Annotated in this window: 17 protein-coding genes and 1 pseudogene; 9 read left to right on the top strand and 9 right to left on the bottom strand. The window is 70.8% G+C overall.

Annotated features, from left to right (window positions below):
- Positions 1-145 precede the first annotated feature (145 nt).
- Positions 146-1,381: a cytochrome P450 gene (locus OG936_RS39205; protein ID WP_331755377.1), complete on the bottom strand. Its 1,236-nt coding sequence runs from the start codon at positions 1,379-1,381 to the stop codon at positions 146-148.
- Positions 1,382-1,787: 406 nt separating this feature from the next.
- Between OG936_RS39205 and OG936_RS39200 the strand changes: the two genes are divergently transcribed.
- The 5 genes and pseudogenes from OG936_RS39200 to OG936_RS39180 all read left to right on the top strand — a co-directional run bounded on the left by OG936_RS39200 (position 1,788) and on the right by OG936_RS39180 (position 6,487).
- A complete protein-coding gene (locus tag OG936_RS39200; RefSeq protein ID WP_331755376.1) occupies positions 1,788-2,165 on the top strand; it encodes a YciI family protein in 378 nt (125 codons plus the stop codon).
- A 164-nt stretch (positions 2,166-2,329) separates the two neighbouring features.
- Positions 2,330-3,172, top strand: coding sequence for a class I SAM-dependent methyltransferase (locus OG936_RS39195; RefSeq protein ID WP_331755375.1), 843 nt, complete (start codon positions 2,330-2,332; stop codon positions 3,170-3,172).
- Between the two features lie 429 nt (positions 3,173-3,601).
- Positions 3,602-3,794 (top strand): annotated as a pseudogene (locus OG936_RS39190) (tyrosine 2,3-aminomutase); the annotation flags it as partial.
- 87 nt (positions 3,795-3,881) lie between these two features.
- On the top strand, positions 3,882-5,216 hold the full coding sequence (locus OG936_RS39185) for a condensation domain-containing protein (RefSeq protein ID WP_331755374.1): 1,335 nt from the start codon (positions 3,882-3,884) through the stop codon (positions 5,214-5,216).
- Positions 5,217-5,227: 11 nt separating this feature from the next.
- Positions 5,228-6,487: an acyl-CoA dehydrogenase family protein gene (locus tag OG936_RS39180; RefSeq protein WP_331755373.1), complete on the top strand. Its 1,260-nt coding sequence runs from the start codon at positions 5,228-5,230 to the stop codon at positions 6,485-6,487.
- Positions 6,488-7,235: 748 nt separating this feature from the next.
- Here the strand turns inward: OG936_RS39180 and OG936_RS39175 are convergent.
- The 4 genes from OG936_RS39175 to OG936_RS39160 all read right to left on the bottom strand — a co-directional run bounded on the left by OG936_RS39175 (position 7,236) and on the right by OG936_RS39160 (position 11,563).
- The gene (locus tag OG936_RS39175; protein ID WP_331755372.1) at positions 7,236-8,009 is read right to left on the bottom strand and encodes an SDR family oxidoreductase; all 774 of its coding nucleotides are present in this window, start codon (positions 8,007-8,009) and stop codon (positions 7,236-7,238) included.
- 14 nt (positions 8,010-8,023) lie between these two features.
- Positions 8,024-8,650 carry a dihydrofolate reductase family protein gene (locus OG936_RS39170; protein WP_331755371.1) on the bottom strand — a complete coding sequence of 209 codons (627 nt, stop codon included), beginning with the start codon at positions 8,648-8,650 and terminating at the stop codon, positions 8,024-8,026.
- Between the two features lie 53 nt (positions 8,651-8,703).
- Positions 8,704-10,050 (bottom strand): FAD-dependent oxidoreductase, encoded by a 1,347-nt coding sequence (locus tag OG936_RS39165; protein ID WP_331755370.1) that lies wholly within the window; start codon positions 10,048-10,050, stop codon positions 8,704-8,706.
- Positions 10,051-10,294: 244 nt separating this feature from the next.
- Positions 10,295-11,563, bottom strand: coding sequence for a sigma-70 family RNA polymerase sigma factor (locus tag OG936_RS39160; protein ID WP_331755369.1), 1,269 nt, complete (start codon positions 11,561-11,563; stop codon positions 10,295-10,297).
- Positions 11,564-11,685: 122 nt separating this feature from the next.
- On the opposite strand from OG936_RS39160, the gene OG936_RS39155 reads away from it, so the two are divergent.
- Positions 11,686-13,188: an FAD-binding protein gene (locus OG936_RS39155; protein WP_331755368.1), complete on the top strand. Its 1,503-nt coding sequence runs from the start codon at positions 11,686-11,688 to the stop codon at positions 13,186-13,188.
- A gap of 402 nt (positions 13,189-13,590) precedes the next feature.
- On the opposite strand, the gene OG936_RS39150 is transcribed toward OG936_RS39155, so the two are convergent.
- The 4 genes from OG936_RS39150 to OG936_RS39135 all read right to left on the bottom strand — a co-directional run bounded on the left by OG936_RS39150 (position 13,591) and on the right by OG936_RS39135 (position 17,802).
- Positions 13,591-14,472, bottom strand: a complete 882-nt coding sequence (locus tag OG936_RS39150) for a phytanoyl-CoA dioxygenase family protein (protein ID WP_331755367.1) — start codon at positions 14,470-14,472, stop codon at positions 13,591-13,593.
- Between the two features lie 5 nt (positions 14,473-14,477).
- Positions 14,478-14,732 carry a phosphopantetheine-binding protein gene (locus OG936_RS39145; protein ID WP_331755366.1) on the bottom strand — a complete coding sequence of 85 codons (255 nt, stop codon included), beginning with the start codon at positions 14,730-14,732 and terminating at the stop codon, positions 14,478-14,480.
- 1,045 nt (positions 14,733-15,777) lie between these two features.
- On the bottom strand, positions 15,778-17,265 hold the full coding sequence (locus tag OG936_RS39140) for an FAD-dependent monooxygenase (protein WP_331755365.1): 1,488 nt from the start codon (positions 17,263-17,265) through the stop codon (positions 15,778-15,780).
- A gap of 180 nt (positions 17,266-17,445) precedes the next feature.
- Positions 17,446-17,802 carry a hypothetical protein gene (locus OG936_RS39135; protein WP_331755364.1) on the bottom strand — a complete coding sequence of 119 codons (357 nt, stop codon included), beginning with the start codon at positions 17,800-17,802 and terminating at the stop codon, positions 17,446-17,448.
- A 512-nt stretch (positions 17,803-18,314) separates the two neighbouring features.
- On the opposite strand from OG936_RS39135, the gene OG936_RS39130 reads away from it, so the two are divergent.
- The 3 genes from OG936_RS39130 to OG936_RS39120 all read left to right on the top strand — a co-directional run bounded on the left by OG936_RS39130 (position 18,315) and on the right by OG936_RS39120 (position 21,834).
- Positions 18,315-19,043, top strand: a complete 729-nt coding sequence (locus OG936_RS39130) for a DUF2306 domain-containing protein (protein ID WP_331755363.1) — start codon at positions 18,315-18,317, stop codon at positions 19,041-19,043.
- Positions 19,044-19,234: 191 nt separating this feature from the next.
- On the top strand, positions 19,235-19,480 hold the full coding sequence (locus tag OG936_RS39125; RefSeq protein ID WP_331755362.1) for a hypothetical protein: 246 nt from the start codon (positions 19,235-19,237) through the stop codon (positions 19,478-19,480).
- Between the two features lie 785 nt (positions 19,481-20,265).
- Positions 20,266-21,834, top strand: a complete 1,569-nt coding sequence (locus OG936_RS39120) for an MFS transporter (protein WP_331755361.1) — start codon at positions 20,266-20,268, stop codon at positions 21,832-21,834.
- Positions 21,835-21,854 lie beyond the last annotated feature (20 nt).

Genomic DNA, 21,854 nt, shown 5'->3' with positions numbered 1-21,854 from the left:
CGTCCATCCGCCCGCGTGGGCCCGACCGCTGCCGCGTCCGCCGACGGCCCGTCAGCTTCATGTCAGCGATATCCGGGCGGTGGATTCGGGTTCCGAGGGCGGTCGGCCATGACGCCGTATCAGCGCGTGGAGGGACCTGCTGTCCTCATCGGAGATGGACCGGCAGCTCGAGTCGGCCGTTCATGATGAATGTGCCCTGGCCGGCCAGTTCGCCCGGCTCCACCGCCAGCCGCAGCCGGGGGAAGCGCGTGAACAGCTCCTCCACCGCGATGCGCACCTCCATCCGGGTCAGCGCCGGGCCGACGCACCGGTGGACGCCGTGGCCGAACGCCACGTGCCGCTTGTCCGCGTGCCGGGCGTCGAACTCCCCCGCGGCGTCGCCGTGCAGCTCCGGGTCGCGGCCGGTCGCGGCGTAACCGACCACCACCGGGTCGCCCCGGGAGATGGTCACGCCGGCGATCGTGACGTCCTCCGTCGCGAACCGGAACGGCAGGTGCGCGACCGGTGCGTCGGTGCGCAGCGTCTCCTCCACCACGTCGTCCCAGTCCACCTCGCCGCCCGCTGCCAGGGCGCGCTGGCCGGGCCGGGTGAGTAGCGCCAGCGCGGTGTTCGTGATGAGGTTCCTGGCCGGTTCGGCGCCGGTGTTGAGCATCAGCTGCGCCAGCCCGACCAGTTCGGCATCGGACCCGCCGTCCGCCCCGGACACCGGGCACCCGCTCGGCTCGGCCGCGACCAGATCGCTGATCAGGTCCTCCCCCGGTTGGCGGCGCTTCTCCGCGACCAGGGCCTCGATCTTGCTCCGCAGCGAGGCGAACTCCACGGCCGCCTTCTGCGGGTTCGGCTCGACGTACCCGGCGCGGTCCAGGATGCCGTCCGGGTCGCCGTCGGGCACGCCGAGCAGCTCGCCGATCACCCGCGACGCCACCGGGTGCGCGTACCGCAGCTTGAGGTCGACCGGCTCGCCCGGCCGCTCGGCCGCATGGTCGGCCAGCTCGTCCAGCGCGCGCGTCACGATCCGCTCGACCCGCGGTCGCAGCATGGCAATCCGCCGCGGGCTGAACGCACCGGCGACAAGACGGCGTTGGCGGGCGTGCGGCTCACCGTCCGCGGTGGACATGTTGTCCATCCGAGCCCAGACGATCAGCGGGAAGTCCGGGCCGAGGGTGCCCTCGACGTACGCCGGCCAGTGCCGCCGGGCGTTCTTGGCGAACCGCTCGTCCGCCAGGACCTGCCGGGCGGCGTGGTAGCCGGTCACCGACCAGGCCTCGACTCCGCCGGGCAGCAGCACCCGGGTGACCGGCCCGCGGGCCCGAAGCCGGGCCGCCTCGCCGTGGATGTCGGTCCCGGCCGGATCGATGACGAAGAGCGGATCGTCGTCCACGTCTGCCTCCTGTGAGGACGGATAGGTACCGGTCACTCCTATGGTGTGCAGTGGGCGCCGCCGCGGGCGTCTTCCACGGTGCGGACTCGGCTCTCGCCGAACGGGACCGATCGCCGTGACGCCGGTGCCGGTCCTTCTTCGGATGCGCGGGTCCCGGGCAGACCATCACCGTCCGCTCGTCGTCCCAACCGGCCTCTCCCACACCGGAATCACTCACAAGCCGCGTGTTATTGAGCTGCAGCGCGGTTTACCGGCACGCTCTGCGTGGACCCCGGGCGTCCTCCGCTGGATCTCGTACAGTGGCCTTTCGTAAGGTGAGTAACGTGATCCAGCCGATCGCTTCCACCGGACTTCAAACATTCGTTCGGGTCGTCACGCGTGAGGCCCGAGGAGGCTGAGGGCTGACATGAAATACCTGCTCATGATCTACGGCAACGAGGAGAAGTGGGCTTCGATCCCGGCCGAGGTCCTGGACAAGGAGATCGCGGAGCAGGACGCCTGGAACTCCCGCTACAGGGCCTCCGGAGAGCTGCTCGCGGCCTACGGCCTCGGCGACAGGAGCGAGGCCACGCTGGTACGGAACAAGGACGGCGCTCCGTTCTCCACCGACGGCCCCTACCTGGAGGCCAAGGAGTTCGTCTGCAGCCTCTACCTCCTGGAGGTGGAGTCGGCCGAGCGGGCCCGCGAGATCGCGGCGGACATGCCGTGGGCGAGCGAGAGCCCGGTCGAGATGTGGCCGATCCTGCATGACGGATTCGCGCCGAAGCCCGACGACAACGCCTGACCGGGGTGACCGCCGCCCCCGGCTCCCGTCCGGGAGCCGGGGGCGGCGCGCTGTGACACGGCCCTCAGCGGCGGCCGCGCAAGCAGGAAGATGCCTGCCACTGCCACCACTGCGACCCTGGGGCAGGGCTTGGTGGATCTGGTCCCAGCGCGAGAGGAGAAGCCATGGAGAGCGCGACGACCACTGGCCAGACGCCGGAGACGGACGAGATCGCCGAGATGTTCGACGAGTCGTCCGACATGTCGAATGTGTTCAACGACGGCCAGGTGCATCTGGCCTACTGGTACGACGACGAGGACGAGGCTCCGCTGATCGAGGCGGCGCAGCGACTGACCCGCAAAGTGGCGGATTCACTGCGGCTGCGCAAGGGTGATCGGGTCCTCGACGTCGGTTGCGGTCTCGGGGCCCCGGCCATCCAGCTCGCCACCGAGTACGGGGTGCAGGTCACCGGCGTCAATATCAGCACCCGCCAGGTGGCCGAGGCACGGGCCCGGGTCCGGGCGGCCGGGCTGGCCGACCAGGTCACGTTCCGGGTCGGCGACTACAGTTCGCTGGACTTCCCGGACGGCAGCTTCGACGCGGTGGTGGCGATGGAGTCCCTCGTCTACGTCGGTGACCTCGGGCATACGCTCGGCAGCCTGCACCGGGCGATGCGCCCCGGCGGCCTGCTGTCCTTGACCGAGCCCACCCGGGAAGGGCTCGGCGTCGCGGCCGCCGGCCAGTTCGCCGCCGACTTCGGGGCGAAGCGGATGCTGTCGGTGGCCGAGTGGCTGGACACGTTGCGAGAGGCCGGGTTCGAGCCGGTGGAGTACCTGCAGTGCGGGCCGCGGGTGTTCGGGATGGGCCCCAAGTACCTGCAGGCCGTGGATACGCGGCGCGACGAGCTGGTCGGCCGGTTCGGCGAGGCCGCCGTCGACGGACTCCGGCAGACGCTGGAGAACTTCTTCGCACCGGGGGCGGACCAGATCGGCTATGCGGTTGTCACCGTCCAGAAGCCCCGGAACTGACCCGCCAGGACGCGGCGCAGCAGGGATACGTGCTGACCGGGCAGGAGCGTGATGTCGGCCTGCGGTGGATCGCCGACCCCAGCCGCGAGCGGCTCCCCCGGACCGGGGCCGGCGCCGACGCGACGGCATTCTCGTCCGGCACCGTCCTGGCGCTCAATTCCTCAGCTCCTTACGGCACGCACGCCCGTGTGAGCTGCCGGAGTTCCACTCGCACCCCTCGTGCAGAGGCCGGTGCCGTCGGCGCCGACGTATCGGAGGTCCGCCATGGCGTGCGGACGGGCGGCCGTTGTCCTCTGGTTGAATCTGCCGGTCGTGGGCGGGTGGGTGGGGGCGCAATCACGAAGATGCGCGGCCCTCGGAGCGGTGATGAGAATCGAGACGCGGCCACGTAGCAGTGCACTGACCCATCCGTTGCGCCCGGTCGTGCCGGCCGACGACGTCCCGCTGTTCTTCACCGACCAGGAGATCTTCCACGGCGCGAACTGCTGCGGCCAGCCGATCCGTTCGTGACGGACGTGCGCAGTACCCGGCCACCACGCCGGTCGCGAAGAACCGGACGATCGGCCCGGCCGGCATTCACAGCGTGCCGTCCAACGGCGACGACCAGGGCGTGGTCGGCATGGCCCGGTCGCCGCCGAACTCGAACGCGACACGCTGATCGGTGCCCTCCACAACGGCAGCGTTCGCCTTTTCTGAGGAGAGATCCCACATGACCACGACTTCGGAATCCCAGCAGGCAACTGCGGCGCTCTCACTGCAGCAGCAGTTTCTCTGCATGTTCGCCCAAGGCTTCAAGACCGGGCCGTTCGGGCCGCACTACACGGAGGTCTTCGCGTGGCGGGTCCACGGCCGCGTCGACGTGCGGGCCATGCGTCTGGCGTTGGCCGATGTGGTCGAGCGGCATGAGGCGCTGCGCACCGTGGTGCACTTGGAGAACGGGGGGGCGCAGAGCGTGCTGCCCGCCGTACAGCCGGAGCTGGAGCTGGTCGACCTGGACGAGTCGCCGGGCGCGGACCGGGACCGGCGCGCCGAGCAGCTCATGATCCAGGCGGAGACCCGGTCGTTCCCGGCCGACCAGGTCCCGTTGCTGCGGGCCGTTCTCGGCCGCTTCGACGAGCAGGACTCCGTTCTGGTTCTGTGCGCCCACCACAGCGCCGCCGACGTCTGGTCGATCCAGGTGATCCTGCGGGACCTGGCGGAGTGCTACACGGCTCGCGCGGCCGGGAACGAGCCGCAGCTGCCCGAGGTGGCCCAGTACCGGGACTACGTCGCCGCGCAGCAGGAGGAGGCCGACGGGCCGGCGGTGGCGGCTTCACGGGCGTACTGGCGCGAGACGCTGCGCGGCGCCAAGATCCTGGTCGCGCCGGTGCACCCCACCGGGCAGTCCCCCGCGACGAGTTATCGTCGGTTCACCACCGACGCGCACCTGAGCGCGTCGGTGTCCCGGCTGGCCAAGGAGACGCGCAGCTCGCCGTTCATGGTGCTGCTCGCCGCGTTCACCGTCTTCGTGAACCGTCGTACCCGGGCGACCGACATCGTGGTGCCCACCTTCACGCCGGGCCGTGAGCACCGCTTCCAGTCCACGGTCGGGTCGTTCTTCAACTTCACCCCGCTGCGGGTGAAGCTGGACGGCTGCCGGACCTTCCGCGATGTCGTCGCCCGCACCAGGAAGGCCTGCATCGGCGCCTTCTCGCACGAGCTGCCGCTGCTGCACATCCTCGCCGAGGCGCCCGAGCTGATGTCCTCGGCCGGCCCCGACGCGGTGCCGACCCTGTTCCAGGCCGTCCAGCCGCCCTACCTGATGCAGGGCGACCGGATCGGCGACCTCGAGTACACGGCGATCTGGCGGCGGGTCATCCCGCAGCCGCTCGGCTCCGACACTCCGGACGGCATGATCTGGTCGATGCACCTGAGCGACACCGAAGTGGTCGGCGGGCTCAGCTTCAGCCGCCACTTTTTCGAGCAGGCCGAGGTCGACGATCAGGCAGCCGGGTTCCTTGAGGTGATCGGCGAAATGGTCGCCGGCCCGGACTCGGCGATCTGAGGGCCGGCGCCATGACCGACACCGAGAACGCCGCGCGGGGCGCGGCCAAGCCGTCCGAGGCCGACGTCACCCCGGCCGTGCTGATCGAGCGGGCCAAGGCCATGGTGCCCGCCCTGGTGGCGCGCCAGCACGAGACCGAGCAGCGAACCTATTACGCCGAGGACACCCATCGGGCGTTCCGGGACGCCGGCTTCTACCGCATCACGGTGCCCAAGCGGTACGGCGGCTACGAGTTCGGCTTCGACACGTTCCTGCAGGTCGCGATGGTCCTGTGCCGTGCCTGCCCTTCCACGGGCTGGATGTTCTGCCTGGGGGCCGCGCACTCGCTGTTCGCCGGCAGCATGTTCGAGGAGAAGGCGCAGGCCGAGATCTTCGGCGGCGGCGACTTCATCGCGCCGCTCGTCAACGCCCCGTACGGAACGGCCACGCGCGCCGAGGACGGCGGCTGGATCCTGGACGGTGTGTGGAGGTATTGCTCCGGCGCGCCGTACGCGACCCATCTGATCGGCAATACCGTGATCGCCGGGGATGATGCGAACCCGCCACGCCGGCTGCTGTTCATCGCCCCCCGCGATCAATGGGAGATGCTCGACGACTGGGGTGGGCAGCTGGGCCTCAAGGGCAGCGGTTCGCACAGCATCCGGATCTCCGGCGGGCACATCCCCGATCACTTCGGCATCGAGGTCAATTTCGAGGAGATCTCGGTGACCGAGGGCACCCCGGGGCGCGAGTTGCACGCGCACCCGCAGTACGGGGGCGCGCCGGCGAGCTCGATGGCTCTGGAGGGCGCGCACATCGCGGTCGGCATGTGCCAGGGCGCGCTCGACGCGTACACGGAGCTGATGTTCTCCCGCACCACGATCATCCCACCGTTCCTGCCCAGGGCGGAGGATCCCGACTTTCAGCTCTGGTACGGGAAGGCCAGCGGCATGATCGACGCCGCCGAGACGTTGGTTCTCGCGGCGTCGCGACGCTGGCACGAGCTGTCCGGGCTGCCGGTCGGGGCGTTCACCGCCGAGGAAGACGTGCGGATCGCGATCACCTGTCGAGAGGCCACGGAGCTGGCCTGGCGGGCCGTTGACGAGATTCTCCAGCCGACCGCCGGCAGCCATGCCGTACGTGAGGGAACTCGCCTGGAACGGGTCTGGCGCGACCTCTCCACCGGGCGTACGCACGCCAGTTCCGCCGTGCTGCTCACTACCGTGGCCAACCGTGGGTTTGCCCAGCTCAGGCTGGCGAGCGCGCGTCGTCGGCCCGCACCGGATGCGTAGTCCCCAACCAATGTCGGTGGTCGCAGGCGACCACCGACACCGGTGACCGGCGGTCGGGAAAGCCGTTGGCTCCGCTTCTCGCGCGACGAGATCGAGGAGGGTGCGGGCCCGGGCCGTGTCCGCCGGGGTCCTGCACCACCAGTCGGTCCGAGCGCGGTGGGCCGCGCACATGACGATCAGGAGGCCGGCGAGCCGGGCAGCCTCGCGGACACGGCCCGGGGCTGGTGTTCGAGGTCGGGTCGGGCGGCGGGCGCCGGGGAGACGTGGTGGCCCGGGGCCTGGCCCACTTCGAAGGCCGCGCCTGGAACGGCCGGCGCCATCACGTCACCCTCGTCGGTGCCGCACACCCCTTCTGTGCTCTCCAGCGCCTGGCCCGTTCCCCGAAAGGGGCGGCACCGGCCTGAGTGTCCATCAGGTTGTCCGCGAGGTTCAGGTCCTTCTCGCGGTCAGGACCGGTGGCTGCCCCTCCTGTCACCGTGACATCCCGGCACCGGTGTCAACCCGACGAAGCCCTGCCAGTGCCGCGACCGGCAATGTTTGCCCGGAAGGAGCGTCGTCCAGTGCGTGCGATCGCAAGGCGGCCGGAATTCCTTGAATGGGGCCTCCCCTGCTCGAACGAAGTTGAGAGCTTGGGGAAGGAGCCACCAGGGCTTTCGGCCAACGCAGAAGGGGGTCCCCCCTGGCCCTCAAGGCATTGGGGGAGTGCGTGCTGGGCGGCGCGACGGGGCAAAGCTTGCCGGGAGGGGCACTATGAGTGGAATTCGCCCGCGTCGACGTTGAGACTCTGCCCGGTGATCGCCCTGGCCAGGTCCGAGGCCAGGTACAGCACCGCGTTGGCGACGTCGCCCGGGTCGGGCAGCCGGCGCAGGTCGAACGCGGCCGCGGTCTCGGCGTAGACGTCCTCCAGCGTCACCCCCCGCTCAGCGGCCTGCATCGCGAACCAGCCCTTCAGCCCCTCGCTCCAGATGTAGTTCGGCACCACGGTGTTGACCCGGACGCCGCTCGGGCCCAGCTCGGTGGCCAGGCTGCCGGCCAGTGAGTGCAGCGCCGATTTCGAAGCCTTGTAGGCGCCGAAGTTGGGGCGGGAGTGGTGCACCACCGCCGAGCTGACCATCACGACCGAACCTGCGTGTCCGGTCAGGGTCGGCGCCAGGAGCTGGACCAGGCGCAGCGCGGCCAGGGCGTCCGTCTCCAGCGAGGCGCGCACGTCGTCCAGGTCCATCGTCGCCAGGTCGCCCATCGTCGGGGGTGCGAAAGCGTTGCTGACGAACACGTCCACCCGGCCGAAGGTGTCCAGGGCACGCTCGGTCAGCGCTCGGCAGGCGTCGGGTTCGAGGATGTCGGTGGGGACCGCCAGCGCCCGGCGGCCGTGGGACTCGACCTCGGCGGCCACCGACGTCAGGACCGTCTCGGTGCGGGCCGCCAGGACCACGTCGGCCCCGGCCGCGGCGCCGCGGACCGCGATCTCGCGGCCGAGGCCGGGGCCGACGCCGGTCACCAGCATCACCTTGTCGGAGAGCATCTGTGCCTTCCTTCCTACTTGAGAACGCGATGGAATACATGGGTCACGCCGGACGACAGCTCCACGCGCGTCGTCTCCAACGCGATCGCGGGATCCATGGGCTCTGCGAACAGGGGGCGGCCGCCACCGAGCAGCACGGGCACAACGTGAAGGCGCAGTTCGTCCAGCACACCGGCGGCCAGGGCAGCGGCGATCACCTGTCCGCCGCCCATCACCGCCACGTTCTTGCCCTGCGCTCCGGCCGCGGCGACGGCCCGCCCGACTGCCTCCGCGACGCCGCCGGTGACGAACTCGAAGTGGGTGCCGCCGGACATCGGGCGCGGCGGCAGCGGCCGGTGCGTCACGACGAAGACCGTTACGCGGAACGGCGGTTCGTCGCCCCACGCCTTCTCGCCGTGGTCGAACATACGGCGGCCGATCACGGCGGCGCCGGTGCGGGTGAAGTACTCGCCCATGATGTCGGCGCCGACTCCCCGGTCGCCGCCCTCGCGCCCGGCTCGGGCGCGCCAGGTGTCGAGTTCGAAGAGCCATTGGTGGAGGCGTTCGCCGCCGATGCCCAGGGCGTGGCGGTCGGAGCTGTCGTCGGGGCCGGCGACGAAGCCGTCGAGGGAGACGGAGATGTCTGCGATCACCTGGGGCATGTCTCCGACGATCGCAGGGCACGAGGTCCTGGTCGTCTTCCTGCGTGCCGATGTCAGGGCACGATCACGGTCTCCGGCATCGCGTCGCCCCGGAACAGGCCGTCGGGGTCCACGCGCGCCCGGACCCGCTCGACCGCCCGGACATCGGCTTCGGACAGGTGCCCGCGCGGCCGGTCCAAGCCCTTCACGAAGCCGGGCGCGGTCTGGCCCGTATCCCACGGGCCCAGGGCGGCGCGCACCTTGTCGCAGTGTTCGATGATCTCCTCCGGCGTGCCGCGCAGCTCCGGGACGCCGGCGCCCATGTAGGCCAGGCGCGCATCCAGGCGGTTCAGCACGCCGCCGGCCGGGGCGGCGACGGCCATGCGCCCGCCGAGCTGTCGTAGCTCGGCGGCGATCAGGGGCGAGCCGGAGCCTTCGCCGGTCATCCGCAGGAATTCGGCGATTCCTTCGCGGCCCGGCTCGGCGAGCAGCAGGTGGTCGCCGATGAAGGTGCCGGGCTCGTCGGGGTCCATGTGGACGTCCGGGACCAGTTCGGGACCGCAGTCCTGCCAGGTGTCGAGTACCGGCTCGCCGATCTTGCGCAGCGGGTCCAGCAGGTCGTGTGCGCAGGCGGCCGCCAGGGCGACGCCGGCGACGCACACCACCGGACCGCCCTTGAGCATCGGCGGGATCTCCGGCAGGTCCGGCAGGTTCATCACGCGCAGGGAGGTGGAGACCTCGTCGGGCGCGTGCAGCGTCCAGTCGTACCAGGCGCCGACCACGGCCTCGGCGTGCTCCCACGACCAGAAGGCTGCGCCGGCGACGAGATCGGTCACCGGGAAGAGCTCGATCTCGACGGCGGTGACGACGCCGAAGCCGCCGCCTCCGCCGCGTATGGCCCAGAAGAGTTCGGGGTCCTCGGCAGCGCTGACGCAGCGCACGTGTCCGTCTGCGGTGATGAGCTCGACGGAGCGGATGTGGTTGGCGGCCAGGCCGAGTTTGCGGCCGTAGAGGCTCACGCCTCCGTGCAGCAGGTAGCCGATGGCGCCGACGGTGCCCGAGGTGCCGTGGGGCGCGGCGAGGCCGTGGGGTGCGGCGGCTTGGACGACGGCGCTCCAGGGCGTGCCCGCGGGGATGCGGGCCAGACGGCGGTCAGGGTCGATCTCGACGCCGCCGGGCAGGATGGGACGGATCAGGAGGGCGCCGGTCATCGAGGTGGCTGCGCCGGCGGAGTGGCCTGTGGTGTGGACGCGAACGCCCTGGCCGCGCGCCGACGCATAGCTGATCGCAGCCCGCACGTCGGCGAGGCCGGTGGTGGTGAGCGCGGCGGCGGGGTGCGCTGGGCCGGCGAGGTTGAACACGCCGGTGGCGGCGTCGTAGGCGGGGTCGCCAGGGAAGGCGATGGGCGCGGTGTCGAGCATGAACTCCCCTTAGTGGTCCGGGCGGCTCTGCTTCTCAGGGTGCGAGCCGGGCAGTCGCGCGAGCATCCGCCAGAGTGCTCAGCGACAGCAGCGCAGGCTCGAAGACGCTCGACCCGGTCGCCCGGACCACGGTGCCGGTCAAGCCGGAACTGCTCGCCGGCTGCTGGTCACCGGTTGTCAGTCCCCGGTGCCCCGTTGTCAGCCCCCGGTCGCCGTCCGCCGGCACCCGACCAGCCGCGTTCCCCTACCCCGCCCCGTCCTCCAATGCCGCCCCCACCCGCTCCGCCTGCTCCATGAGAAACCGCTGCTCCGGCCCACTTGCGGCCTGCCGTGCCGCGGTCCGGTACGCCTCTCGTGCCCTGTCCAGACCGCCGTCCATCTCCAGCAGGTGCGCCCGCACCGCGCTGAGCCGGTGGCTGCCCTTCATCCAACGATCCTGCTCCAGCGGCTCCAGCAGGCGCAGGCCCTCGCGGGGGCCCTTGACCATCGCCATCGCCACCGCGCGGTTCAGGCGCACCGCCGAGCCGGGCGCGATCTGCTCCAGCAGGTCGTACAGGGCCAGGATCTGCGGCCAGTCGGTCTCGCCGCCTTCCGGGGTCTCGACGTGCACCGCGGCGATGGCGGCCTGCAGGCGGTAGAGGCCGACGCCGGGGCGGGCCAGGGCCTCGACGACCAGCGCCAGGCCCTCCTCGGCGAGGTCGCCGTTCCACTGGGAGCGGTCCTGCTCGGCCATCGGGACAAGGGTGCCGTCGGCCAGGGTGCGGGCTGGGCGGCGTGCTTCGGTGAGGAGCATCAGCGCCAGCAGTCCGGCGACCTCGCCGTTGTCCGGCAGGACGCGGTGGGCCTGGCGGGTGAGCCGGATGGCTTCGGCGGTCAGGTCCGGGCGCAGCAGGTCGGGTCCGGCGGTGGCGGTGTAGCCCTCGTTGAAGATGAGGTAGAGGACGTGCAGGACCGCGCGGGTGCGTTCGGGGCGTTCGGGTTCCGGCGGCATACGAAAGGTCATGCCGGCGTCCTTGATCTGCTGCTTGGCGCGGGAGATGCGGCGGCTCATCGAGGCCTGCGGGACCATGAAGGCGTGGGCGATCTCCTCGGTGGTCAGGCCGCCGACCGCGCGCAGGGTCAGTGCTACTTGTGAGGGCGGGGTCAGCGCCGGGTGGCAGCACAGGAACAGGAGCATCAAGGTGTCGTCGTCGACGGAGACCAGGTCTTCGTCGTCGGGGGCCGGGGCCACTGACGCCTCGGGCAGTGCCATCGAGGCGACGGTGACCTCACGGGTGCGGCGGGCCCGGTCGCTGCGCCAGTAGTCGGTGAGGCGGCGTCCGGCGACGGTCAGGAGCCAGGCTCGCGAGTTGTCCGGGACGCCTTCGGTCGGCCACTGCGTGGCAGCGGCTATGAGCGCCTCCTGCACCGCGTCTTCACAGCCGTCGAACTGTCCGTGGCGCCGGACCAGGGCGCCGAGGGCCGAGGGCCGCAGCTCCGCGAGCAGGCTTTCCAGGCGTTGATCGGAACGCACCGGCTCATTCTATATGCGGGGCACCCGACCTCCCGAGGAAGTGCGCACACGTTGAGATGCCCGGCGCCCGCCGGCGGTGGCACGGTCGGGGCAGAGACCGCGAACCAGTGAGGAAGGCCGCCATGACGGACACGACCGCCGCCGTCGTCACCCGCGACGACCCCCGCTACCCCGCCCTCGTCGAGGGCTACAACCATCGCTTCGTGGGCCGGCCCGACGAGGTCCGGCTCGCCACCGATGCCGCCGACGTGCAGGCCGCAGTCCAGGCGGCCGTGGACGCCGGCCGACGGATCGCCGTGCGCAGCGGCGGCCACTGCTTCGAGGACTTCACCGCGCATCCGGACGTGAAGGTGCTCGTCGACCTGTCCGCGCTGAACCACGTCGGCCACGACGCCGGGCGCGACGCCTTCGTGGTGGAGCCCGGAGCGCGGCTGGACCACGTCTACCGCACACTGCACGACGGCTGGGGCGTGACCATCCCGGCCGGCACCTGCTTAGAGGTGGCCGTCGGCGGGCACATCGCGGCCGGCGGCTACGGTCCGTTGTCCCGGCGCGACGGCCTGGTGGTGGACCTCGTCACGGCGGTCGAGGTGGTCGTCGTCGGCGCGGACGGCCGGGCCCGGACCGTGGTGGGCACCGACCAGCCCGACGACCCGCACCACGATCTGTGGTGGGCGCACACCGGCGGCGGGGGCGGCAGCTTCGGCGTGGTCACGAAGTACTGGCTGCGCACGCCGGGGACGCCGGACGGCGACCCGGCCCGGCAGCTTCCCCGCGCGCCGCGAGCGGTGCTGCGCCGCGACACCATGTGGTCCTGGGACGCGATCTCGGACGCCGACTTCCGCACCCTGCTGCGCAACTACTGCACCTGGTACGAGGAGAACAGCGAGCCGGGCGCACCGGCCACGGCGTTGTGGAGCAACCTGATCATCTCCCACCGCTCCGGCACCATGTTCATCCTGACCTCGGTGATCCCCGACGACGCACCGGATGCGGCCGAGGTCCTCGAAGCCCACACCGCGGCGGTCACCCGCGGAATCGACGCCGAGCCGATGTCGGCGACCTCTGAGACCTCCCCGTGGCTGGACACCTGGCTGCCGTCCTACAGCTGGCCCAGCGATCCGCAGGGCCGGTACAAGAACAAGGCGGGCTATCTGCGGCGCGGGTTCTCCGACGCGCAGATCACGGCGATCCACCGGTATCTGTCGTCGTCGGATTACGAGAACCCCATGGGCTGCCTGGTTCTGACCGGTTTCGGCGGCAAGGTGAACGCCGTCGCCCCGGACGCCACCGCGGTGGCGCAGCGCGACTGCATCCTCAAGGCCTCCTACAGCACCGGTTCCTGGACCGACCCGGCCGACGACGAGCGCCACCTGGCCTGGGTGCGCGCGTACTACCGGGATGTCTACGCGCACTCCGGCGGCGTGCCGGTCCCGGACGACACCAACGACGGCTCCTACATCGGCTACCCCGACACCGACCTGGCCGATCCCGAGTGGAACACATCGGGGATCGACTGGTCTGCGCTGTATTTCAAGGACAACTACGCCCGGTTGCAACGCGCGAAGCAGGTCTATGACCCGCTCGACGTGTTCCATCACGGGTTGTCCGTCCGCCTGCCCTGAGAGGACAGCAGGTCCCTCCCTGCGCTGATACGGCGTCATGAGTTCGCGCGAGTGCACATGTTCACGCAGGTCGCCGGCGTTGCCCATGGTTGAGGTTGTCGTCATGGGCAACGGCTGGCCCGGCGACCTGCGCGCCGTGCAGGGGAGCTGCTCCGGCCCTTCCTCGTCTCCCGGCGCCACGAGGGCGCGGTCCCCTCCCCGGTCCAGCGGGCGGCGGAGGACAGGGCCGGCGCGAGGAGGCGGCGGCCGCGGCACGAGCAGCGATCTTGATGCCCTGGCTGCCGCGCTGGAGGGGCAGGCCGCCTCCCGCGTCGAGGAGTTGCACTCGCGCCGCCCGGTAAACGCCGCAGCCGGTGCGCCCGCTTTCGCGACGGCGCACCGGCTGCTTTCGGCTCACGACCACTACATCAGCGGATTGGCACCGCGTGGCCTGGTGGCGAGCTCCTGCTGTGTCTGCTCCAGCAGCAGGTGCGGGTCCTGCGTCTCGACCTGGCCGAGGCCGGGCGGGCAACGGTCCCAGCCGAGCAGCCGCTGCACCTCCTCCGGCAGGGTCAGCACGGTTTCCCGGGAGACGGCGAGATACTGGTTCTCCTCCTGCCGCAGGTTGCCCAGGTCGAGCGCGACGGAGAGGCTGTAGCGCGGCGAGTCCGTGGTGTTGGCTCCGCCGCCGTGGTAGACCCCGCCCGGCCAGAGCAGGGCGGAACCGGCGGGCATGACCGCCGGAACCGCCTCGGCGTAGGCGGGGGCCCGCTCGTCGTCCCAGTGGTGACTGCCGGGGATGACCAGGGTCGCGCCGTTGGCGCTGGTGAAGTCGGTCATCGCCAGCATGAGCTGCAGCCGGCACGGCGGCCCCGGATGCCGCCACAGATGCATCGCGTCGTCGCGGTGCAACGGCTGCCGACCCTGGCCCGGATCGATTCTTATCGCCTGGGTGAAGCTGATCTGGATGCTCGGAGTCACCTCCATCCGGACCTTACCGATCCACATGTGCGTGGTCTGCTGCAGCAGGCGCCGGGCCGCGCCGAGGAACTGCGGTTGGAGGACCACGCTGGTCATCTGGCGCGGCGACCGCTGGAACAGGCTGGACAGCCGCTTGGTCTTCTTCCCGTCGTAGCCGCTCTCGCTGTAGCCGGCCGCCTCGAGGCCGAGTCCGAGGTCCGCCCGGAGCGCGGCGAGCGTCTCGGAATCGACGAAGTTCTCGACGATCACCGCTCCGTCGCGTTCCAGGATCTCGACGACTTCGTCGAGCGAGGTGGCAGGGTTGACGTGGGTCAGTTCGGCCATCCCGCTCACCCTTCGATGCGGGCCAGTATGCCCCGGGTGAGGGTCTCCAGGTCCGGGTCCTCGAACAGGTCGCCGATGTCGAGCGTGATGCCCAGTTGCTCCTCGACTCCCGCGGCGATCCGTACGGCGGCGATGGACTGTCCGTTGAGCTCGACGAACGTGGCGCCGGGCCGATCGGAGCCCGGGCCCAGGACTTCGGCCCAGATGGCGGCGACCCGCTGGGCGATGTCCGCGGTGGCCGACGGCTGCTGAGTGGTCATGTCACTGCTCCTCACTGCATTTCAGAGGTATTGGGTGTTGGGGGCGTGCCCGCAGGCCACCCGCCCGTACAGTTCGAAGTTCGTGTCTGGTGCGTGATCGCGTGCAGGTTCAGCGCCTTGATGTCCCGCTCGATATCGGCACATCAAGCTGCAACGACGTGCCACCGGCCGGCACCGGCCGACAGATCGGCGGCTTCCTTCACCCTCGGACACCGCGCCGAGGCCGAGGCGGGCCCGGACCCGTTTCGGCACCCGCGTCCGTGGCAGGCCCGATCCGCACAGCGATTCGAGAACCTCGACGCTGAGCCGCCACTGGTCCTCCGACGACTGCGCATCGGCCCTCGACAACGGGCCGGGCTCAGCCACGGCTCGGCGGCTCGGTTCGCGGCAACGTGGTGACTTTTCCCATTGCCCCTCCTCGAGTCCCGACACCCTCGGGTTCGACTTTCGCAGCCGCGGCAACTGCGAAGCATCTCCTGAACTGCCATCTCGCCCGGCCTGGAGCAATAGCCGGTCGACGAGCAGCGCACAGGGTTCCGCGCAGCTCGGCGACCGGCGCAGAGCGGGCCCTGACGGAACGTCGGCACCGGCCGGGGGTGCGACGAGCACCATGGCGGCACCGTGCCGCGCGGTGAAGCCGGGCAGGTCCATGCCGTCCACCCGGATCCTCGGCATCGGGAGCCAGTCCCTCGGCGCGACGCCGGACCTCAGCAGCCCCGAAGGCGGCAAGTGGGACCCCGGTGCCTTCCAGCGCCTGCGCCGGGTACCCACGACCGAGCCGGCCGCCGAGAAGTACGGCCTGGTCAGGCGACCGCGCATCCACGGCCTCCGCCACTCCCACGCGTCGTCGCTGATCGCCGTGAAGGTATCCCTGCCGCCATCGAACGGGCCGTGGACCCGGCCGCCCCGCTGCCTGACGAAGTGGGCGCAGGGTATCGAAGCTCCCCTTGGCCGACGGCGGCGTCACGTGGCGCGCCATGCCCGCAAAGAGCCCTGTCGTACACGGCCGATGCCGCGTCCGCCGATGTCCCGATCCTCATCACGGTCACGGGCTCTTGTCCTCATTACTCGTCGGGGTCGGGATCTGCTCGGCGGATCCGGTCGCCGGGACCCGGTCAGCGGGGTGCCGGCCGGCTCGGGGGACGTCGGCCACGGCCGGGGGCACGGCGGCCGGCCCGGCCGGGCCACGCAGCGCGTTCAGCAGGACCCGGACGATCATGCCGGGGCGCATCAGCTGCTCCGGCCGGTCGAGCATCCCGGCGGCGCGCATGTACCCGCGGGTCACCGAGCGGTCGCGGGTCGCCGCTACCTGGACCATCGCCAGGTAGCGCTGGCCTATCCGCAGCTTGAGGTCCCGCTTGCCCTCGACGCCGTCGAAGCCCAGGTCGACGGTGCGCGTCATTTCCCACGGCGGGTCGATGACGTCGCGCGCCAGGTCGCGGAAGTACTGCCGCGCGTCCGGCGTGGCGCCGGAGTGCAGGTGGCGGCGCAGGGTGAGGGCGGACAGCGCCGCGACCGTCATGCCCTGCGCGTAGACCGGGTTGAAGCAGGACACCGCGTCACCGATGACCAGCAGGCCGGCCGGGAACCGGCCCATCCGCTCGTACCGGCGGCGCTGTGTGGTGGGGAACCGGAAGGCGACCGGCTCGTCCAGCGGCTCGGCGTGCTTCAGCGCCTCGTGGATGTCCGGGACCGGCAGGCGCTTGACGAACCCGTACAGCCCCTGCTGGTCTGTCGGCGGGTGGTCGCCGAGGATGCCGTAGACGGTCATCAGGGTCGTGTCGCCCTCGGTCTTGGTGAAGATGACGCCGCGCGGGACGTCGGGGGAGGCGACAGCGATGATCGCGAGGTCGCCGTCGTAGGGGTCGGCCTTCATCTTGTAGTTCTGGGTGACGTAGCCCAGCCCGATGTTGGTCCGCTCCTCCTCGACGCGCGGGTAGCCCATCTCCTCAAGCCACACCGGGGTGCGGGAGCCGCGCCCGGTCGCGTCGACCACCAGGTCGGCCGCGATCGTCTCGCCGGGCGCGCCGCTCCTTTGGACCTTGACCCCCGTCACCTGCGCGTGGTCGGCGGTGGCGATCAGGCCCAGGATGTCGCAGCGTTCGACGAACCGGACGTTCGCCAGCTCGGCCGTGCGTTCGCGGATCCGGCGCTCCATCAGCGGCGCCGAAGCCGGCACCGCGATGTAGCCGATGTCGGCGCGCTTGACCGGGCGGCCGCGGAAGTACCAGCGGACCGAGCCGGAGTAGTCGCCGACCGGGGTGCCGTCGGCGATGAGTTGGTCGGTGATGCCAGGGTAGAGCTCTTCCATCACCACCCGGCCGCGCACGTGCATGGCGTTGATGTGCTTGCCCTGGGGACGTCCGCGGCGCGGGCCGTCGACGCCGGTGACCGTGTCCCGGTCGACGACCAGGACCTCGTCGTAGGCCTCGGCGAGCACACGGGCCGCGAACAGCCCGGCGATGCTGCCGCCCAGCACGACGGCGCGGGTCGGGTCGCCATCGGCCGCCGACCGGGGTGTTTCCTGGGGCATCTTGCCCACCTCCTGGGGATCGTGCTGGGGATGTTGGGAGTCTGCGGTTCCGGGGTTTCCGGGGTTCTGGGGTGTGGGGCGGCCACCGGAGGGCCGGCGGACCGGCTCGGTCAGCCGCCCGGGGCGAAAGGGGGCCGAGCGGGTGAGCGTGACGTCGGAGCGGAAGAGCTCCCGGACCTGCTACGAGCCGGTGATCGCGTCGAGCATCTCGGTGTGGGTGCGGCCTTCGGATCGCGGCGTTGCCCCGGATTCCCGGGGTCGCCAGGTCCCCGGGGCCAGGGCGCCGACCAGGTTGAGCACGGCGGCCCTGGCCGCCACCCCCGGGCGATCGAAGACCGCCCGGGGGTGGTCGGCGAACCGGCTGGTCATGCCGGTGACGGACACGCCGGTCGGCACCCGGTTACCCCCGTCCAGCCGTTCCGCGCCGTGGTCGGCCAGGACGACGTTCGCGCCGACGGCCCGCAGCGTGCGTGCCGTCGCCAGGCCGATGCCGCTGTCGCCGGTGGTCCGGATCGTGCTGCCGTCGGCATCGCCCATGGGCTTCACGATGTGGTCTGGGGCCGGGGCCGGGCATCTCTTGGATTGCGGGCCGGTCGCGGCCGGTGTCGGCCGGTGTGTGTCCCGAACGCGTTGAGAGAGGCGTAGAGCCTCTGCGACCGCGGTGTCCTGCTGAGAGTTCGCTCCGGGCACCGTGTCAGTGCTCGACGTGCCCGGAAACCTCATAACACAGCACATACGAAGATGCCCGCCGGGGCCCTCGGGTCCGATGCTCTAGTGCCGCGACCGGCAATGTTTGCCCGGAAGGAGCGTCGTCCAGTGCGTGCGATCGCAAGGCGGCCGGAAGTCCTTGAATGGGGCCTCCCCTGCTCGAACGAAGTTGAGAGCTTGGGGAAGGAGCTACCAGGGCTTTTGGCCAACGCAGCGAGCGTGCGTGCTGGGCGGCGCGACGGGGCAAAGCTTGCCGGGAGGGGCACTAGCTGCGTTTCACCCCAGCCGTGAGAGAGCCGAGGACAGGCATGTCTCAGAACAGGCAACAGACAGGCCTCCAGATGACCCCTCCGGAGGACCCTGACACCGACCAGCGGCCCGCGGCACGTGCGGAACGGCCTTGGTGGAAGAGGTACTACCCCTGGTACGCCGTCGTGGGCGGGGCTGTGCTGTTCAACCTGCTTTACTCTTTCCCCCACTACTTCGCCACGGACCCCGAGGCCTCCCGGAGCCAGCTCGACCCGGGCTTCCAGCCGCATTTCGCGTTCCTGGTCGCCCACGTGGTCACCGGCAACCTGGCCCTGGTGACGATGATGCTCCAGGCCTGGCCCCACCTGCGCCGTACGCGCCCCAGGATCCACCGCTTGATCGGCCGGGTGTACGTGTTCGGCGCGGTGATCCCGACGACGCTCATCGTGCTGTTCGTGCTGGTCCCGCACCGCGCCAACCAAGGCAGCACCGGCCTCGCCTGCGGCGCGGTCCTGTGGCTGGGTACGACGCTGTACGCCTGGCGCAAGGCCCGTCAGCGCCGCTACGCCGAGCACCGCCGCTGGATGATCTACAGCTTCTCGCTCGCGCTGTTCACAACCTACGGCCGCATCGTCGCCTGGATGATGCTGAACTGGGGCCTGCAGGTGAACATCCAGATCCTGATCGAGGCCACCAGCTGGGGCGTGTGGATCATCCACCTGCTGATCGCGCAGGCGTACCTGGAGTTCACGGCGCGCCGGCGCGACAAGAACCTGCACGCCGGGCGGTTCGACCCGGCGACCGGGGCGATCCGGCAGTAAGAGGCCTGAGCGCGAATCCACCGGTCGATGAGGGCTGTTGACCGAACCCCATACGAAGAGATGCCTTGCGATCTGCGGTGATGGACTTGTTCCGGGACCACCGGCGCACGATCGGCAAGGCATCTCGTCAGGGCATCCTCTCGCGGCCCCGCGGGGTCTCGGCCCGCCTTCGATGAACCGGACCCCAGCCCATGGCCGACGCCGGGCTCGACCCGCTCGTTCACCTCGCCGACCGCTCTGGGCTCCCCGCCCTGCTGACCGAGCATCTGCATCTGACCGGCGCGGACAACCACGGCGGTGGCCACTCCGGCGCCGGGGCGATGCCCCTCAGCGGCGCGGGGTGCGCCGGGGCCTACGGCGTCGACGATGCCGACCGGCTGCGCACCGGCGCCATGGACACGCTGTTCGGCTGGCCGCCGTGCACCGAAGGCTCCTGACCGCGCTGACGCGTCAGGCATCGCTGCGGCCCGGCACGGGACCCTCAATTCGTCGGGACCGAAGCACTCCTCACGGATGGTCACCGCCGGAAGGCCGTCGCCGCACTCGCGCCGGCCGACGACGAAAGACGAGCTCGATCCGCCCGCCACTCTCCCCCGCCCGGCCACGGTGATGATCACGGCGTATGCGGGGGTGAACCAGCAGGATGGGCCCGTGCCGAAAATTCCGCCCGAGTCCACGCCGCACCACCTGCGCCACCGTCCGAACGCCCGCGCCAAGGAACGCCGGCCCCGGCTCGCCCGCGTCCGGGTGCGCTTCCGCTCCGGATTCACCTACGTGGCGGGGAAACTGCCGGGCGAGGAGGAACCGCTACCGCTGTGCCGCCCGCGCTTCACCGGCGTCCTACCCACCTGGGGCTCTGCCCTCTGCCGCGCCGGCCGGGAAGGCACGAGGACACCTCCTGCCCACCGGGCTGCCCTTCGGCTCACCCGGAAACGCCCCGGGCCGCGCCTGCGGCTTCCGTCTCGGCGACCCGGCGCCCTGGTCAAAACCTCTCCACGGACTTCTGCGGGGCAGCACTGGAGGGGGCCGAAGCGGAGCTCAGGGCGCGACGCTGTACGCCACCGCGACGCCGTCGGGCCTGCGGCATGATCGCCCCCGCTCAACCCGAACTGCTCGCAACTCCGCACGGCTCACGTGTCGGATTCTCGGAACCTGCTCCGACTACCGGGTAACGGCGCCATGCGCGGGTGCCACCCGCGGTGGTGAACGAGAAAGGATCTACATGAGTGACACGACTCAGGACACGGCCCCGTTGGCCGGGCGCCGGCAGTGGCTGGGCCTGGCCGCACTGGCCTTGCCCACGCTGCTCGTCGCCTTCGATATCGGTGTCCTGTTCCTAGCACTGCCCCATCTGAGCGCCGACCTGGGCGCGACCGGCACCCAGCAGCTGTGGATCACCGATATCTACGGCTTCATGCTCGCCGGCTTCCTGATCACCATGGGTACTCTCGGTGACCGGATCGGCCGTCGCAAGCTCCTCATGATCGGTGCAAGCGCCTTTTCCGCCGCCTCGCTGCTCGCGGCGTTCTCGACCAGCCCGCTGATGTTGATCATCGCCCGTGCCCTGCTGGGCATCGCCGCCGCCACGCTGTCGCCCTCGACGCTCGCCCTGATCAGCAACATGTTCCGCAACCCCAAGCAGATGGGCACGGCCATCTCGCTGTGGGCTTTCTGTAATTTCGGCGGTGCCGCCCTGGGCCCGGTCATCGGCGGGGTCCTGCTGCAGCACTTCTGGTGGGGCTCGGTGTTCCTGATCAGCATCCCGGTCATGCTGCTCCTGCTGATCGCCGGTCCGATCCTGTTGCCCGAGTACCGCGACGCCAATGCCAAGCGCCTCGACCTGGTCAGCGTGGTGCTGTCGCTGGCCGCGATCCTGCCGGTGATCTATGGCATCAAGCAGCTGGCCGCCGGCGACGACAGTTCACCGGTGGGGGCGTTCGTGGCCATCGCCGTCGGCGTCGCGTTCGGTGTCGTGTTCACCCGCCGACAGCTGCGCCTGCCCAACCCGCTGCTCGACCTGCGGCTGTTCCGCAACATCAGGATCAGCAGCTCCCTGCTGGCCATGTTGCTCGCCTCGGGGACGCTGGCCGGGCTGGGCCTGCTGACCAGCCAGTTCATCCAGAGCGTGCTCGGACTGGAGCCGACCGAGGCCGGGCTGTGGCAGGCCCCGACCGGCCTGGGCATCGCCGCCGGAGTCCTGGTCACACCGGTGATCGTCCGGCGGATCCAATCGCGCACCGCGATTCTCGGCGGACTCGTGCTGTGCTTCATCGGCCTGGTCGTGCTCAGCACGGTGACCAAGACCAGCAGCCCCGGCCTGGTGTCACTGAGCGTGGCGCTGGTGGCGTTGGGCATCGCGCCGATGTTCATGCTCGGCACCAGCCTGGTCGTCGGGGCGGCCCCGCCCGAGAAGGCAGGCTCGGCGGCGTCGATGTCGGAGACCAGTAACCTTCTCGGCTCGACCCTCGGACTCGCCCTGCTCGGCAGCATCGGCGGCGCGGTCTACCAGTCCGGCATGGCCGGCTCTCCGGTCGCCGAGGCCCGGCAGACGCTGGCCGAAGCGGTCTCCGCCGCCGCCAAGCTCCCGGCCGCCCAGGCCCAGTCGCTGCTGGACACGGCCCGCAACGCCTTCACCGACGGGCTGAACGTGGTGGCCGTCGTCGGCATCGTGATCATCGCGGTCATCTTCGTCCTCGCGTGGATGACGCTGGGCCAGAAGGCAGCGACGCCGTCAACGTCCGACGACCTGGATCCGGTCACCGAACGCCCCGAGGCGGCCGAATCCTGGTGAGGCATTCCGCCCGGTACCCG

Origin of the sequence: Streptomyces sp. NBC_00846, assembly GCF_045207325.1 — a bacterium.
Classification (GTDB): Bacteria; Actinomycetota; Actinomycetes; order Streptomycetales; family Streptomycetaceae; genus Streptomyces.
Note: the sequence above shows the minus strand (reverse complement) of the source record. Positions and strands in the feature narration are given on the sequence as shown.